This window comes from Pseudomonas sp. D3-10, from assembly GCF_051132175.1.
Taxonomy (GTDB): Bacteria; Pseudomonadota; Gammaproteobacteria; order Pseudomonadales; family Pseudomonadaceae; genus Aquipseudomonas.
This window is the reverse complement of record NZ_CP071668.1, coordinates 950,148-964,471: the sequence shown is the minus strand read 5'-3', so window position 1 is coordinate 964,471 and position 14,324 is coordinate 950,148. Positions and strand designations below refer to the sequence as shown.

Below are 14,324 nucleotides of genomic sequence, written 5' to 3'. Positions count from 1 at the left end.
TCACACCGCGATGCCTGCTCGTGAAATTGAAATCATCAACAAGCTGGGTTTGCATGCCCGAGCGTCGGCGAAATTCGTAGGTGTGGCGGGTCAGTTTCCTGAGACCACGATCCGGGTCGGGCGCACGCCTGAGAGTACCGTCGATGGTAAAAGCATCATGGCGATGATGATGCTCGCCGCTGGCAAGGGCACCAAGATCCACTTGAGCACCGAGGGCGAACAGGCCCAGGAGGCGATGGATGCCTTGGTGGCGCTGATCAACAACTATTTCGACGAGGGGGAATAACTCCTCCGGACCCAAGGCCATTTCGTCGCGAGGGAGCTTGCTCCCGCTCGGCCGGGCTGGCGCTCCAGTGCGCAGCGGCCGCAAGATGTTGGGGCCGCTTCGCGGCTCAGCGGAACAAGCTCCCTCGCCACAAAAACGGACTTGCCATGAGCTCTAATCGACACAAAAAAGGCGCGTCATCCACATGAATGACGCGCCTTTTTTTGTGGCCTTGAGTATCAGCTACCCGCCACGGTCATCCGCTCGATCAACACCGAGCCCGTGCGGATGTTGCTGCGCAGCTCCAAATCATTCCCCACCGCCACGATCTGCTTGAACATGTCACGCATGTTTCCGGCGATGGTGACTTCCTGAACCGGGAACTGGATCTCGCCATTCTCGACCCAGAAACCCGCCGCGCCACGGGAATAATCCCCGGTCACCATGTTCAGCCCATGGCCCATCAACTCCGTTACCAACAGCCCCCGGCCCATGCGCCGAAGCAATGCCGCCTGGTCTTCTTCGCCATGGGTAACGAAAAGGTTATGCACACCGCCAGCGTTGGCGGTGCTCGGCATGCCGAGTTTGCGGCCCGAATAGGTACCAAGGATGTAGGACACCAGCTCGCCGTTTTCCACGAACGGCTTGGCGTAAGTGGCCAGGCCATCGCCGTCGAATGCCGAGCTGCCCATGGCCTGCATCAGGTGCGGACGCTCGTCAATGGTCATCCACTCCGGGAACAGCTTCTGCCCCAGCGCGCCTTCCAGGAACGACGACTTGCGGTACAAGTTGCCGCCAGACACCGCCGACAGGAAGCTGCCAAACAGACCACCGGCCAGCTCGGCAGAAAACAACACCGGCACCTCACAGGTCGGCACCGGCCGCGCGCCCAAGCGGCTGGCTGCCCGTTGTGCGGCTTTCTGGCCGATGCTCACCGGGTCCGCCAGCAACGTGCCCTGGCGACTGACGTCATACCAGTAGTCGCGCTGCATCTGCCCGTCCGCCTCGGCGATCATCACACAACTGAGGCTGTGACGGGTCGAAGCGTAACCGCCGATAAAGCCATGGCTGTTGCCATAAACCCGGCAACCCTGGTGCGTATTGAGCGTCGTACCGTCGGCATTCTTGATCCGGCGGTCGGCATCGAATGCCGCCGCCTCACAGCGCAGCGCCTGTTCGATGGCTTGCTCGGGCGTGATGTCCCAGGCGTGGAACAGATCGAAATCCTTCAGTTCCTTGCACATAAGGGCGGCATCGGCCAACCCCGAGGCGTCATCCTCGGACGTGTGCTTGGCGATCGCCAGCGCCGCGGCCACCGTTTCACGAATGGCGTCGGGCCCGCTGGCCGAAGTGCTGGCCGATCCCTTGCGCTGGCCTACGTACAAGGTAATGCCGAAACCCTGATCCCGATTGAACTCAACGGTTTCCACTTCGCGCTGGCGCACCGAAGTCGACAATCCCTGCTCCAGCGATACCGCCACCTCACAGGCGCTGGCACCTTGTCGCTTGGCCTCGGCGAGAATCTGCTCGACTTGCTCCTGCAGTGCCGGCAATGCCTGCGGACCGACGCTCTGAACTGCACTCATGGTGTTCTCCACTCAAATTCTGCTTTCGGTATCGGGTTTGCACGCAAACTGCCTGCGCTGTTTTTCGTACAAACCCTTGGCCTTCTAGCGACCGGGCCGGACAAGCGGCCCCCGACTGGTTATCATGGCGGCGTTTCTTTGCGGACTGCCACCATGGTTGATTCTTACGACGACTCCCTCTACGAGGGTGAAAAAAGCAAATCCCAGGTCAAACGCGAGCTGCATGCTCTGGTTGACCTCGGCGAGCGCCTGACAACACTCAAGCCTGACTTGCTGGCCAAACTGCCGTTGACCGACGCCTTGCGCCGGGCCCTGGCCGATGCGCCCAAGCACACCGCGAATATCGCGCGTAAACGGCACCTGCAGTTCATCGGCAAACTGATGCGCGACCAGGACACTGACGCGATCCTGGTTTTGCTAGACCAGCTCGATGCCTCCACCCGGCAGTACAACGAGCGCTTCCACAACCTGGAACGCTGGCGTGATCGCTTGATCGCTGGCGATGACGGCACCTTGGAAAAATTCGTCATCGACTACCCGGAGGCCGATCGCCAGCAATTGCGCTCCCTGATCCGTCAGGCCCAGCACGAACTGGCGCACAACAAGCCGCCGGCCTCGAGCCGTAAAATCTTCAAATACATCCGTGAGCTGGACGAGACTCAACGCGGCCTGCGCTGAGTCTCGTCCTTGGGTGGAGGCCTTGCACTCCACCCAAGGCTCCGTCATGCGCCCGTGCCACCCACGGTGATCGCATCGATCTTCAAGGTCGGCTGGCCGACACCCACCGGCACCGACTGGCCGTCTTTGCCACACGTGCCCACGCCACTGTCCAGCGACAGGTCATTACCGACCATCGACACTTTGCTCATCGCCTCCGGCCCGTTGCCGATCAGGGTCGCGCCCTTGACCGGCGCGGTGATCTTGCCGTCTTCAATGAGGTAGGCCTCGCTGGTGGAAAACACGAACTTGCCGCTGGTGATGTCCACCTGGCCGCCGCCGAGGTTGGCGCAATAGATGCCTTTTTTCACCGAGGCGATGATTTCCGCCGGATCGCTCTGGCCGCCCAGCATGTAGGTATTGGTCATGCGCGGCATCGGAAGGTGCGCGTAGGATTCGCGACGACCGTTGCCGGTGCGAGCGACGCCCATCAGGCGAGCATTGAGCTTGTCCTGCATGTAGCCCTTGAGCACGCCGTTTTCGATCAAGGTGGTGCACTCGGTCGGGGTGCCTTCGTCATCAACGCTCAGGGAGCCCCGACGCCCGGCCAATGTACCGTCGTCGACGATCGTGCAGAGTTTCGAGGCGACCATTTCACCCATGCGACCACTGTAGGCAGAGCTGCCCTTGCGGTTGAAATCGCCTTCCAGGCCGTGGCCGACCGCTTCATGCAGCAGCACGCCGGACCAGCCGGAGCCCAGCACCACCGGCAACGTGCCGGCCGGGGCCGGAATCGCTTCCAGATTGACCAGCGCCTGGCGCAGGGCTTCGCGGGCGTAGCCCATGGCGCGGTCTTCGCTGAGGAAATAACGATAGTCGGTGCGCCCGCCGCCGCCATGACCGCCGCGCTCACGCCGGCCGTTCTGCTCGACGATCACGCTGACATTGAACCGCACCAGGGGCCGGACGTCCGCCGCCAGGCCACCATCGGTGGACGCCACCAGGATTCGCTCCCAGACGCCCGCCATGCTCACCGACACCTGCTGGATCCGCGGATCGAGGGCGCGAGTGGCAACGTCGATGCGTTTGAGCAGCTCGACTTTCTCGGCGCGACTCATGACCTCCAATGGATTATCCGGCGCATACAGCTGCGCCACGTCCTGGCTGCTGAACGCCTGGACCGTGCCGTTTTGCCCGGCGCGCGAGATCGAACGAGCGGCACGGGCCGCGGCGCCGAGGGCTTCGAGGGTGATGGCGTTGCTGTAGGCAAAACCGGTCTTTTCACCGGACTGGGCCCGTACGCCGACGCCCTGGTCAAGGTTGAAACTGCCTTCCTTGACGATGCCGTCTTCCAACGACCAGGACTCGGAAATCTGCCCCTGGAAATACAGGTCGGCGGCATCGATGCCCGGGCCGGCCAGGTCACCCAGCACGCCTTGCAGGCTTTCGAGGGTCACGCCACCGGGGGCTAAAAGGTGTTCACTGACTGAGGACAACAACCCGCTCATATGTTTTACGCCTTGAATTCGTCGTCTTGGGCAGGTCGCTGTCGGGCGCCCTGCGAGAAAAAGCGCCGATGGCTCGCCACCGGCATGCGCGCCCGGATGGACGCCTGTTCGCTGCTGTCGCGCTCGGCCAGCAGCACCGCCTCGCCTTGATCCTGTTGCGCCAGCACCCGCCCCCATGGGTCGATAATTGCAGCGTGGCCGAAGGTTTCCCTTGGCCCCGGATGCGTCCCGCCTTGGGCTGCCGCCAGCAGGTAGCACTGGGTCTCGATGGCTCGGGCGCGAATCAATACGTCCCAATGGGCGGCGCCGGTTACTGCTGTAAAGGCCGAAGGCGCGGTGATCAACTCAGCCCCGGCCGCTCGCAACTCGCTGTAGAGCTCCGGGAAACGCAAGTCGTAACAGACCGTCAGGCCCACCCGGCCCACGGGAGTATCGGCGACCACCACGTTGCGACCATAAGCATAGTCATCGGATTCGCGGTAGCGCCCACGATTGTCCGCCACGTCCACGTCAAACAGGTGCAGCTTGTCGTAACGCGCCACGATCTGGCCCTGGTCGTCCACCAGCAACGAACAGGCATGAGCCCTGGCTTCGGGCTCGTCCTCCGGCGGTAATGGCAGCGTGCCGGCGACAATCCATAACCTGAGGTCGCGAGCGACCTGTTTCAACCAAGGCAGGATCGGTCCCTGACCAAAGGCTTCGGCGCGACCGATGTCGGCAACGTCCCGCCGCCCCATGGCGGCGAAGTTTTCCGGCAGCACCGCCAGCCTCGCACCGCCAGCCGCTGCCTGTTCCAACAGCACACGGGCGCGGGCCAGGTTGGCGAGGACATCGCTTTGGCTGACCATTTGAATCACGGCGACTGGCATGCTGCCTCCCTCATTTTGTGCATCATCCTCTTGTGGGAGCGAGCTTGCTCGCTCCCACAAGGGCTAGCGTTACTCGTCAGAACGGCTTGTCGAAGCTGATCTTTGGCTCTTTCCACGGCCCCTTGACGTCGTATCTTACGCTGGCAAAACGCGCTACGCGGTCACCGATCAGTTTGTCGATCAAAAACAATGCCCCACCCACCGCCGGGGCGCCGACAATCAGCGCGGCGATGGGCAGGTTGTTGGTCACCGGCAACGTCACCAGCAGCTTGGCGTCGACCCGGTCAGTGACCATGTCCAGCGTTCCGTTCAGTTCCAGGTTGCTCGAAGGTCCCGTCAAGGCGATGGGCTCACGCGTTACATAGACGCCATTGCTCGCCACCAGCAAGCCCTTGACCCGGTCATAGCTCAGCCCCTTGCCAAACAGGTCGGAGAAATCCAGGCGCAGGCGGCGGCCGATGGAGTTGAAGTTCAACAGGCCGAATACCCGCAACGCCTGCGCGCTGCCTTCGACCTCGACGAACTGCCCCTTGGTAAGCGACGCATCGAGACTCCCGGAAAAGCGCTTGGTGGCCACCCAGGCGGGCGAACCAGGCCAACGGCCGTCAACGTCCAGGCGAAACTCCTGGCTGGTCACGCTGGGGGCGAATCCCCAGCCTTTCAGCACATCGGCCAGGTTCTTACCCTTGATCCGCCCCTTGTACCAACTGCTGGTCGAGCCCGGCGCACCTTCCCAAGCGCCATTGCCATTGAGGACCATGCCCTTGAGGCCCATGTCCAGATCGTTCAACGCAATACCTTTACCGGTTGGACGCACCTTCAACGACCAGGCGCCGATCAGATCAGGCCCTTGGAACAACTGGTCGATGGCGATATCCAGGGCCGGTATCTTGCTCGGATCAACCGAAGCCAGCGGATCCGGGGCGTTTTCGTCGGCCTGCACCGTCGGGTCGGCAGCGGGCAGGCGCACGTAGTCCAGCTTGATACCGATGGGGGCGGCCTTTGCGTCCGGCACGTTGACGCTGCCCTTGGCCTGCTGGCTGTCGAGCCGCATGGCCCAGGCGTCCGGCTTGCGGTCCAGTTGCACCGATGCCTGGTCCAGCGTCGTGCCCATCGCCGTGAGTTTGCCCACTTTCAGGTCGACACCGCTGAGCACTTGCCGGGCGCTGCCGCCCGGGTCCTGGCCGGCGTATTTGCCCAACAGATCCTGCCAGGGACCCACGTCCAGCTCCGATAGCGTGCCTCGCAGGCGCAGCCCCTTGGCTCCCGGCAGCACTGCATCGCCCCCGCCCAGGAGCAATTCGCCACGGCCATCGGCCGTTTTTTCCGCTCGGGGCGGCATAAGTGAAGCTGGCCAGGTCGCCATAATTGGCCCAGTAACGCCGCTCCGGCCCCTGCAATGTCATACGGAACACGGTGTCGCGCCCGGCATCAGCCGCCATGCCGAAGGGCGCCGGCAGATCCACCGCGACGCCTTTGAGATTGGAATTGATCGACAGCTGGCTGTCGGCGCCGTCGAGGATCACTTGCAACTGGTAAGGAATCACGCCGGAGACGGGCAACGGCTGGGTCACGCTCAGCCAGTCGGTGAGTTTCTTCACCTCAACCCGTCCGGACGCCGTGACACGCGTATTGAGCGCGCCGGTGCGGCCCTCGGCGAATATCTGCGCGGTCACGGGTCGGTCGAATGCCCGGGCCGCAATGTTCTTGCCGCTCAGCCCCTTGCTGCTGTCGAAGCGGAAATCCCCCTTGAGTTGAGTCAATTCCAAGGCCGGCTCGCTGAGTTTGAGCCGAGCCTTGTCCGTTGAGAAATCCACGAGGATCTTCGGTTGCTCGCCTTTCACGAGCGGGATATCGAGCTTTACGCTGCCGCGCAGGTCGCCCTCGCCTTCCCAGCCGGCGAATGTTTCGGCCGTGCCGATGGGCGCGGTCTGGAGGATCTTCAACCCGTCGCCGAGCCCTCCGGCAAACCCACCGTCGAGCAGCAAATGAGAGTTTTGCCCGGTCGGCACGTGGGGAATGTTCACCGAAACGTCTTTTACCTGGGTACCCAGCAGTTGCCCCTGGCTGGCGAAGATGCGTACGCCGCTGTCCTCGACAAACACATCGCCGCTGACCTTACTGACCGAAGGCCAGCCGGGCTGGAACGCCAGCTCAGCGTCATGCACCTTGAAAAACAGGCTGATGCTGCGAGCCGCATCCTCGGCGCCTTTGTTCAGCGAGCCTTGATACTGAAAGAAGCCCTCATCCACCGCGCCTTTGACAATTGCGGTGCGCAGCCACTCGTCCAGCGCAGGACTGAGAACGGCCGGCAGGTACTTGCCGGTGTAGCGCCCATCACCGTCCACCAGGCCGACCCGCAGGTCCATGTAATCTTCCTGGCTGTGATCGAAATGCAGGCGAATCAGGAAATCCCCGGCAATCCGGCCCTCCTCACCCAGCACCTTCAGGTAAGGCGCGATCAAGGTGAACCCTTGCTTGTCCAACTTCCAGGTCAGCCGTGCGTTGGCCTGCAAGTACTGCCAGGGTTTGGCGAAGATCGGGTCCAGGTGCAGGGAGAAATCCTTGCTGTCCATGCGCAGTTCGCCGCCGCCGAGGTCGCCGCTCAGGCTGCCCGAAACATTACGTGCCGCCGGGGCCCCGTGATAGGCGTTGAAACCCACCGTGTCGAGGTTGGTGGCGAAGCTGACTTTTTGATCACCGGTATTGTGTGGCCGGTAGTCGAGCAAGACGTTGCGCAAGCCACCGGTCACCTTGAGTCGGTCGATGGCGGTGGCGACGCCTTCCGGCAATGGCGCCAGGGCATTGATTAGCGGCGTGAGCGGCGTCAAGTCGAGACGATCGGCCTGCACGTGCCAGCGTTCCTCGGCCTTGTCGGTGGCGTCGGTCTGCTGCAGCTGCAGGCGCGACTCCCAGCGGGTGTCACCCAGGCTCATCGCCAGAGTGTCGAAGGTTGCGATAAATCCTTGGCTGCTGCGCTGGAAATAGCCGTTGAGGGCCAGGTTATGGATCTGCACGGGCTTGCGGTCGGCATAGGCGCCCTGGAGCTGCGGCGCGTTCAAGCGCACGGCCGCGCTTTGCACCGTGCCCGCGCCCCAGCTGAGCCAGAACTCGCCCCCCGCCTTGATTTCGGAAAAATTCCATTGCCGGGTCAGGCGTTTAGGCAGCCATTGGGACCAATCGCTTTGCGGCAGGCTCAGGTAGGCATCGGCCACGCCATTTTTCCAATCGCTGGCGCGGATGCGGGTACGCAGGTTGATCGCCACGGGCTGGCCGTCGGGCAGGGTCAGCCGAGCGTCCAGGCGCTGGCGGGAGGCACCGGTGCGCAGGCTCAAGCCAACGTAGGTGAGGCTCAGGGGCGGATGGTCCAGTGGCTGCAACGTCACTTGGCTGTCGAGCACCGACAGCTTCGAGACCATTTGCATGCGGTTCAACAGTTGCTGCGGATCGAGTGGCTGGTCGTCCCGTACTGGCAGGCCTTCCAGGGCCCATTTCCCGTCGGCGCCTTCCTTGAGGCTGATCTTCAGGCCGCTGATTTCCAGATGGGCGATGCGCACCTGGCGGGCCACCAGGCTGTCCCACACCGCGGGCACGGCGCGCACATGATCCAGGTGCAGGGCATTGGGGCCGTCGCCGACCACTACATCGCGCGCGGCGAAGATGGGGGCCAGGGCGTTCCAGCCGCCTTCGAGGCTACCGACGTGCACCGGCATGCCGAGCGCTTCGCCGGCACGGGCCTCGACCTCGCTACGGTATTCAGCCACCAGCGGGACCAACTCCCGGCCGAGGCTCACGTACAAGGCCAGCACGACCAGCAGCAGCGCACACAGGCCAAGCCCCCAGCGTGTCAATGTGCCCAACAGGCGTGTCAGACGCTCCATGTCAGCAGCCCCCCTTGGCAAAGGCATTCTCGCCGCGGCCTCGCCACTGCGCATGCCACGTCAGAGCAACACCACGTCGTATTGTTCCTGCGAATACATGGTCTCCACCTGGAAACGGATCGTGCGGCCGATAAAGGTTTCCAGCTCCGCGACGTTGCCCGACTCTTCATCGAGCAACCGGTCCACCACTTTCTGGTTCGCCAACACTCTATAGCCAGTGGCCTGGTAGGCGCGCGCTTCCCGGAGGATTTCCCGGAAGATTTCGTAACACACGGTTTCCGGGGTCTTGAGCTTGCCCCGGCCCTGGCAACTGCTGCATGGTTCGCACAGCACTTGTTCAAGACTTTCGCGGGTGCGCTTGCGGGTCATCTGCACCAGGCCCAGTTCGGTGATGCCGATGATGTTGGTCTTGGCGTGATCGCGCTCCAGCTGTTTTTCCAGGGTGCGCAGCACCTGGCGCTGGTGCTCTTCGTCTTCCATGTCGATGAAATCGATGATGATGATCCCGCCGAGGTTGCGCAGGCGCAATTGCCGGGCAATGGCCGTGGCCGCTTCAAGATTGGTCTTGAAGATGGTTTCCTCGAGATTACGATGGCCGACAAAGGCACCGGTGTTGACGTCGATGGTGCTCATCGCCTCGGCCGGATCGACCACCAGATAACCGCCGGACTTGAGCGGCACCTTGCGTTCAAGGGCGCGCTGGATCTCATCTTCGACGCCGTACAGGTCGAAAATCGGCCGCTCGCCAGGGTAGTGCTCCAGGCGGTCGGCGATTTCCGGCATCAGCTCGGCGACGAACTGGGTGGTTTTCTGGAAGGTTTCCCGGGAATCGATGCGGATCTTCTCGATCTTCGGGCTGACCAGGTCACGCAGGGTTCGCAACGCCAGGCCCAGATCTTCGTAGATCACGCTGGGAGTGGCGATGGTCTTGATCTGCGCGGCGATCTGATCCCAGAGCCTGCGCAGGTAGCGGATATCCATGAGGATCTCATCGGCCCCGGCGCCTTCGGCGGCCGTACGCAGGATGAAGCCGCCGGCTTCCTTGATGCCTTCTTTTTCCACGCAGTCACTGACCACTTTTTTGAGGCGCTCACGCTCGGCTTCGTCTTCGATCTTCAGGGATATGCCGACGTGGGCGGTGCGCGGCATGTACACCAGGTAGCGCGACGGAATCGACAGCTGGGTGGTCAGGCGCGCGCCCTTGGAGCCGATGGGGTCCTTGGTGACCTGCACCACCAGGCTCTGGCCCTCATGGACCAGCGCACTGATGCTTTCTACCGCCGGCCCTTCGCGCATGGAAATTTCCGAGGCGTGGATGAACGCCGCGCGGTCCAGGCCGATGTCAACGAAGGCTGCCTGCATGCCCGGCAAAACCCGCACCACCTTGCCCTTGTAAATATTGCCGACGATGCCACGCTTTTGCGTGCGCTCGACGTGAACTTCTTGCAGGACACCGTTTTCAACCACCGCCACGCGCGACTCCATCGGCGTGATGTTGATCAGAATCTCTTCACTCATGGCAGGGTCTCGTTCAGGCATATTCACGATTATGGCCGCATCTAGTCAGACGGCGCTCAACGCGCGCTCAAGGTTTGCCAACAGGGTATGCCGAAATGGCCGAGCAATTCTGCGGTTTCGCAGAGCGGCAGGCCGACCACGGCCGAATAACTGCCTTCAAGCCCGGCGACGAACACCGCGCCCAGCCCTTGGATACCATAGCTGCCGGCCTTGTCTCGCGGTTCGCCGCTGGCCCAATAGGCGAGCGCTTCCTGTTCCGTGATCAGGCGAAAGCGCACGCGGCTGCGAACCACCCGGGATTCGCAGCGTTCGGCATCCAGCACGGCAATGGCGGTCAGTACCTCATGATCGCGCCCGGACAGGCCCAGGAGCATCGACACGGCGTCGGCCTGATCCTGAGGCTTGCCGAGAATTCGTCCATCCAGCACCACGGCGGTGTCCGCGCCGAGCACGCAGCCATCGATGTCATTTGATAGGGCACGTCGTCCGGCATCGGCCTTGCCACGCGCCAAGCGCTCTACATAGGCCGATGGGGTTTCGTGATCGTGGGGAGTTTCGTCGATGTCCGCACCGATGGCGGTAAATGGCACCCCGATCTGCGTGAGCAATTCACGCCGGCGCGGCGACCCTGAGGCGAGGTAAAGCGGTTTCATCAAGACATCTCCCTTATAGGCGACCGGCTTTTGTGGCGAGGGAGCTCCCTCGCCACAGGGATGTAAGTCATCAAAAAAGTGTAGATATCCTGACCGAATCAGTTGATTTTGAAACGCAGCCGCAAGCCGCGCAAACCGAAACTTATCCACGGCCAGAGCAATGCGCTGACCAGGGCCGGCAAGACCAGCGCCAGGGTCGGCTGGCGATTACCGGTCAAGGCGCTGAGCCATAATTGCACCAGTTGCGCCAAGCCGAAGATCACCAGGATCACCAAGCACTGTTGCCACATCGGGAACATGCGCAGGCGTTGTTGCAACGACAGCACCAGGAATGTGATCAAGGTCAGGATCAGCGCGTTCTGACCCAGCAACGTGCCATAGAGCACGTCTTCGGCCAGCCCCAGGCACCAGGCCGTGACCATGCCGACCTTGTGCGGCAAGGCCAGGGCCCAGAAGGCCAGCAGCAAGGCCAGCCACAGCGGGCGCAGGATTTCCATGAACTGCGGCAGCGGGGAAACGCTGAGCAACAGGCCGATGGCAAAGGTCAGCCAGACCATCCAGCCATTACCGGATCGAGTACTGCTCATTCTTCACGTGCTCCCCTGGTGGCGGGCGTAGCGGCAGGCGCTGGGGCCGGTGGCTTGGTCGCGGGCCGGGCGGGTTGGACCGCCGGCTGCTGGGCTGCGGCCGGTCGGGCGGGAGCCGCGGCGTGTGCGGCCGGAGCTGTTGTTGCCGGGGCCGTCGCAGCCTGGGGCTTGGGCACAGTGGCTGGTACAGGTGCGGGCGCGGGCGCAGGTGTGGCCGGAGCAGGCGATTCGCCGCTCTGCTGGTCCTGGGCCTCCTGGGCCACGGCGGCATCGTTGGCGCGCTCTTCAGGCGTGCGGTTGTCGCTGAATACCAGCAGCAGGTAGCGGCTGCGGTTCAACGCAGCCGTCGGCACCGCCCGCACGATCGCGAACGGCTGGCCAGAGTCATGAATCACTTCCTTGACCGTCGCCACGGGATAACCAGCCGGAAACCGCTGGCCGAGGCCGGAACTGACCAGCAGGTCGCCTTCCTTGATGTCGGCGGTATCGGCCACATGGCGAAGTTCGAGGCGCTCGGGGTTGCCGGTGCCGCTTGCGATTGCCCGCAAGCCGTTGCGATTGACCTGCACCGGAATGCTGTGGGTGGTATCGGTCAGCAACAGCACACGAGACGTATAAGGCATCAATTCCACCACCTGCCCCATCAGGCCACGGGCATCGAGCACCGGCTGGCCGAGGACCACACCGTCGCGCTCGCCCTTGTTGATAATGATGCGGTGGGTGAACGGGTTCGGGTCCATGCCGATCAGCTCGGCCACTTCGACTTTCTCATTGACCAGCGCCGAGGAGTTGAGCAACTCGCGCAGCCGCACGTTCTGTTCGGTGAGGGCCGCCAGCTTCTGCATGCGCCCCTGCAGCAGCAGGTTTTCAGTCTTGAGTTTTTCGTTCTCGGCGACCAGTTCGGTCCGGCTGCCAAACTGGCTGGCCACACCCTGCCACAACCGTTGCGGCAGGTCGGTGATCCAGTAGGACTCCATCAACACCAGCGACATCTGGCTGCGCACTGGCTTGAGCAGCGTGAAGCGGGCATCCACCACCATCAGCGCAACCGACAGCACGGTCAACACCAGCAGGCGTACACCCAATGAGGGGCCTTTGGCAAAAAGCGGTTTAATAAGCCGCTCCTCCCAGGCAAACGTTGTCTTTATTCATACGGTATCGAACCGGCCTGGATACGAATGACAGAAGATAAACGCCAACGGGCAGCACTGCAAAGTGCCGCCCGAGCGCAAACAACATAGACCACTGCGCCAGATTTATTCGCTGGAGAGCAGGTCCATGGTGTGCTTGTCCATCATTTCCAGCGCACGGCCACCACCGCGGGCAACGCACGTCAGCGGGTCTTCGGCAACGATCACCGGCAGGCCGGTTTCCTGGGCCAGCAGTTTGTCGAGGTCACGCAACAGCGCGCCACCACCGGTCAGCACCAGGCCGCGCTCGGCGATGTCCGAGGCCAGCTCCGGCGGCGATTGCTCCAGGGCGCTCTTGACGGCCTGGACGATGGTTGCCAGCGACTCTTGCAGCGCTTCGAGCACTTCGTTGGAGTTGAGCGTGAACGCGCGTGGAACGCCTTCGGCCAGGTTGCGACCGCGAACATCGACTTCGCGCACTTCACCGCCCGGGTAGGCCGTGCCGATTTCCTGCTTGATGCGCTCGGCGGTGGATTCGCCGATCAGGCTGCCGTAGTTGCGACGTACGTAGGTGATGATCGCTTCGTCGAAACGGTCGCCGCCCACACGCACGGATTCGGCGTAGACCACACCGTTGAGGGAGATCAAGGCGATTTCAGTGGTACCACCACCGATATCGACGACCATCGAACCACGGGCTTCTTCCACCGGCAGGCCGGCACCGATGGCTGCGGCCATTGGCTCTTCAATCAGGAATACTTCGCGAGCACCGGCACCCAGGGCCGATTCACGGATGGCGCGACGCTCCACCTGGGTGGACTTGCAGGGCACGCAGATCAGCACACGAGGGCTGGGCTGCAGAAAACTGTTTTCGTGAACCTTGTTGATGAAGTACTGCAGCATCTTTTCGCAGACGCTGAAGTCGGCGATCACGCCGTCCTTCATGGGGCGAATGGCTGCAATGTTGCCCGGTGTACGGCCCAGCATGCGCTTGGCTTCCGTACCGACAGCCACCACACTTTTCTGGTTACCGTGGGTGCGGATGGCCACGACCGAGGGTTCATTCAGGACGATACCGCGCTCGCGCACGTAAATAAGGGTGTTGGCAGTGCCCAGGTCGATGGAGAGATCGCTGGAAAACATGCCACGCAGTTTCTTGAACATGGGAAAGGGACCCTAGGCAACGCGTGGGTAAAAAAGTGCGGCAAACTCTAACAACGACAGGGATTTTGGGCAAGGCGCCAATATGTTAAATTGGCCGCTTTTCTGTGCACCAAACCCTACAATCGCGGCCGTAGCGCCGTAGAAATGCGGTAGTGTTCCGACAATCTAACACACGGACAGACTGCGTCCGTTTTGTTTTCCACTGGAGAATCCCATGGCGCTTGAACGCTCCGACGTGGAAAAAATCGCTCATCTGGCCTGCCTGGGCCTCAATGAAGCCGATCTTCCACATATTACTTCTGCCCTGAACAGCATCCTCGGGCTGGTCGACGAAATGCAGGCGGTCGATACCGACGGTATCGAGCCGCTGGCCCACCCACTGGAAGCCAGCCAGCGCCTGCGCGCCGACGTCGTCACCGAGTCCAATAACCGCGAGGCCTACCAGTCCATCGCGCCAGCGGTCGAAAACGGCCTGTACCTGGTTCCGAAAGTCATCGACTAAAGGG

General features: G+C 62.4%; 11 protein-coding genes and 1 pseudogene. 3 read left to right on the top strand and 9 right to left on the bottom strand.

The genetic code is table 11. The features are described 5' to 3' along the window. Nucleotides 1–10: 10 nt before the first annotated feature. Nucleotides 11–286, top strand: a complete 276-nt coding sequence (locus tag J3P90_RS04110; RefSeq protein ID WP_420765521.1) for an HPr family phosphocarrier protein — start codon at nucleotides 11–13, stop codon at nucleotides 284–286. A gap of 218 nt (nucleotides 287–504) precedes the next feature. On the opposite strand, the gene pmbA is transcribed toward J3P90_RS04110, so the two are convergent. Further along, on the bottom strand, nucleotides 505–1,851 hold the full coding sequence (gene pmbA / locus J3P90_RS04105) for a metalloprotease PmbA (RefSeq protein WP_420765522.1): 1,347 nt from the start codon (nucleotides 1,849–1,851) through the stop codon (nucleotides 505–507). 153 nt (nucleotides 1,852–2,004) lie between these two features. Between pmbA and yjgA the strand changes: the two genes are divergently transcribed. Further along, nucleotides 2,005–2,529 (top strand): ribosome biogenesis factor YjgA, encoded by a 525-nt coding sequence (gene yjgA, locus J3P90_RS04100; RefSeq protein WP_420765523.1) that lies wholly within the window; start codon nucleotides 2,005–2,007, stop codon nucleotides 2,527–2,529. A 44-nt stretch (nucleotides 2,530–2,573) separates the two neighbouring features. Here the strand turns inward: yjgA and tldD are convergent, their stop codons facing one another. From tldD to mreB, 8 genes and pseudogenes are all read right to left on the bottom strand, one after another. Then, a complete protein-coding gene (tldD, locus tag J3P90_RS04095) occupies nucleotides 2,574–4,016 on the bottom strand; it encodes a metalloprotease TldD (protein ID WP_186710681.1) in 1,443 nt (480 codons plus the stop codon). Nucleotides 4,017–4,021: 5 nt separating this feature from the next. Next, nucleotides 4,022–4,885, bottom strand: a complete 864-nt coding sequence (locus tag J3P90_RS04090; RefSeq protein ID WP_434560641.1) for a carbon-nitrogen hydrolase family protein — start codon at nucleotides 4,883–4,885, stop codon at nucleotides 4,022–4,024. A gap of 76 nt (nucleotides 4,886–4,961) precedes the next feature. Continuing rightward, nucleotides 4,962–8,766, bottom strand: a pseudogene (locus J3P90_RS04085) (YhdP family protein). Nucleotides 8,767–8,826: 60 nt separating this feature from the next. Next, a complete protein-coding gene (rng, locus tag J3P90_RS04080; RefSeq protein ID WP_420765526.1) occupies nucleotides 8,827–10,284 on the bottom strand; it encodes a ribonuclease G in 1,458 nt (485 codons plus the stop codon). Nucleotides 10,285–10,340: 56 nt separating this feature from the next. Continuing rightward, nucleotides 10,341–10,937, bottom strand: a complete 597-nt coding sequence (locus J3P90_RS04075; protein ID WP_420765527.1) for a Maf family protein — start codon at nucleotides 10,935–10,937, stop codon at nucleotides 10,341–10,343. A 98-nt stretch (nucleotides 10,938–11,035) separates the two neighbouring features. Continuing rightward, nucleotides 11,036–11,524, bottom strand: a complete 489-nt coding sequence (gene mreD / locus J3P90_RS04070) for a rod shape-determining protein MreD (protein WP_249876151.1) — start codon at nucleotides 11,522–11,524, stop codon at nucleotides 11,036–11,038. Continuing rightward, on the bottom strand, nucleotides 11,521–12,609 hold the full coding sequence (gene mreC, locus J3P90_RS04065; protein WP_434560647.1) for a rod shape-determining protein MreC: 1,089 nt from the start codon (nucleotides 12,607–12,609) through the stop codon (nucleotides 11,521–11,523). The genes mreD and mreC overlap by 4 nt, the downstream gene beginning before the upstream one ends. 171 nt (nucleotides 12,610–12,780) lie before the next feature. After that, nucleotides 12,781–13,818, bottom strand: a complete 1,038-nt coding sequence (gene mreB / locus J3P90_RS04060) for a rod shape-determining protein MreB (protein ID WP_002555108.1) — start codon at nucleotides 13,816–13,818, stop codon at nucleotides 12,781–12,783. A 214-nt stretch (nucleotides 13,819–14,032) separates the two neighbouring features. Here mreB and gatC point away from each other — a divergent pair, with 214 nt between their 5' ends. Next, nucleotides 14,033–14,320: an Asp-tRNA(Asn)/Glu-tRNA(Gln) amidotransferase subunit GatC gene (gatC, locus tag J3P90_RS04055; RefSeq protein WP_039592252.1), complete on the top strand. Its 288-nt coding sequence runs from the start codon at nucleotides 14,033–14,035 to the stop codon at nucleotides 14,318–14,320. Nucleotides 14,321–14,324: the final 4 nt, after the last annotated feature.

Bases quoted from the DNA above. Each gene is read 5' to 3' on its own strand.
- tldD (WP_186710681.1), bottom strand. From the start codon at position 4,016: ATGAGCGGGTTGTTGTCCTCAGTCAGTGAACACCTTTTAGCCCCCGGT.
- mreD (WP_249876151.1), bottom strand. From the start codon at position 11,524: ATGAGCAGTACTCGATCCGGTAATGGCTGGATGGTCTGGCTGACCTTT.
- J3P90_RS04110 (WP_420765521.1), top strand. From the start codon at position 11: ATGCCTGCTCGTGAAATTGAAATCATCAACAAGCTGGGTTTGCATGCC.
- mreB (WP_002555108.1), bottom strand. From the start codon at position 13,818: ATGTTCAAGAAACTGCGTGGCATGTTTTCCAGCGATCTCTCCATCGAC.
- J3P90_RS04090 (WP_434560641.1), bottom strand. From the start codon at position 4,885: ATGCCAGTCGCCGTGATTCAAATGGTCAGCCAAAGCGATGTCCTCGCC.
- pmbA (WP_420765522.1), bottom strand. From the start codon at position 1,851: ATGAGTGCAGTTCAGAGCGTCGGTCCGCAGGCATTGCCGGCACTGCAG.
- yjgA (WP_420765523.1), top strand. From the start codon at position 2,005: ATGGTTGATTCTTACGACGACTCCCTCTACGAGGGTGAAAAAAGCAAA.
- rng (WP_420765526.1), bottom strand. From the start codon at position 10,284: ATGAGTGAAGAGATTCTGATCAACATCACGCCGATGGAGTCGCGCGTG.
- J3P90_RS04075 (WP_420765527.1), bottom strand. From the start codon at position 10,937: ATGAAACCGCTTTACCTCGCCTCAGGGTCGCCGCGCCGGCGTGAATTG.
- gatC (WP_039592252.1), top strand. From the start codon at position 14,033: ATGGCGCTTGAACGCTCCGACGTGGAAAAAATCGCTCATCTGGCCTGC.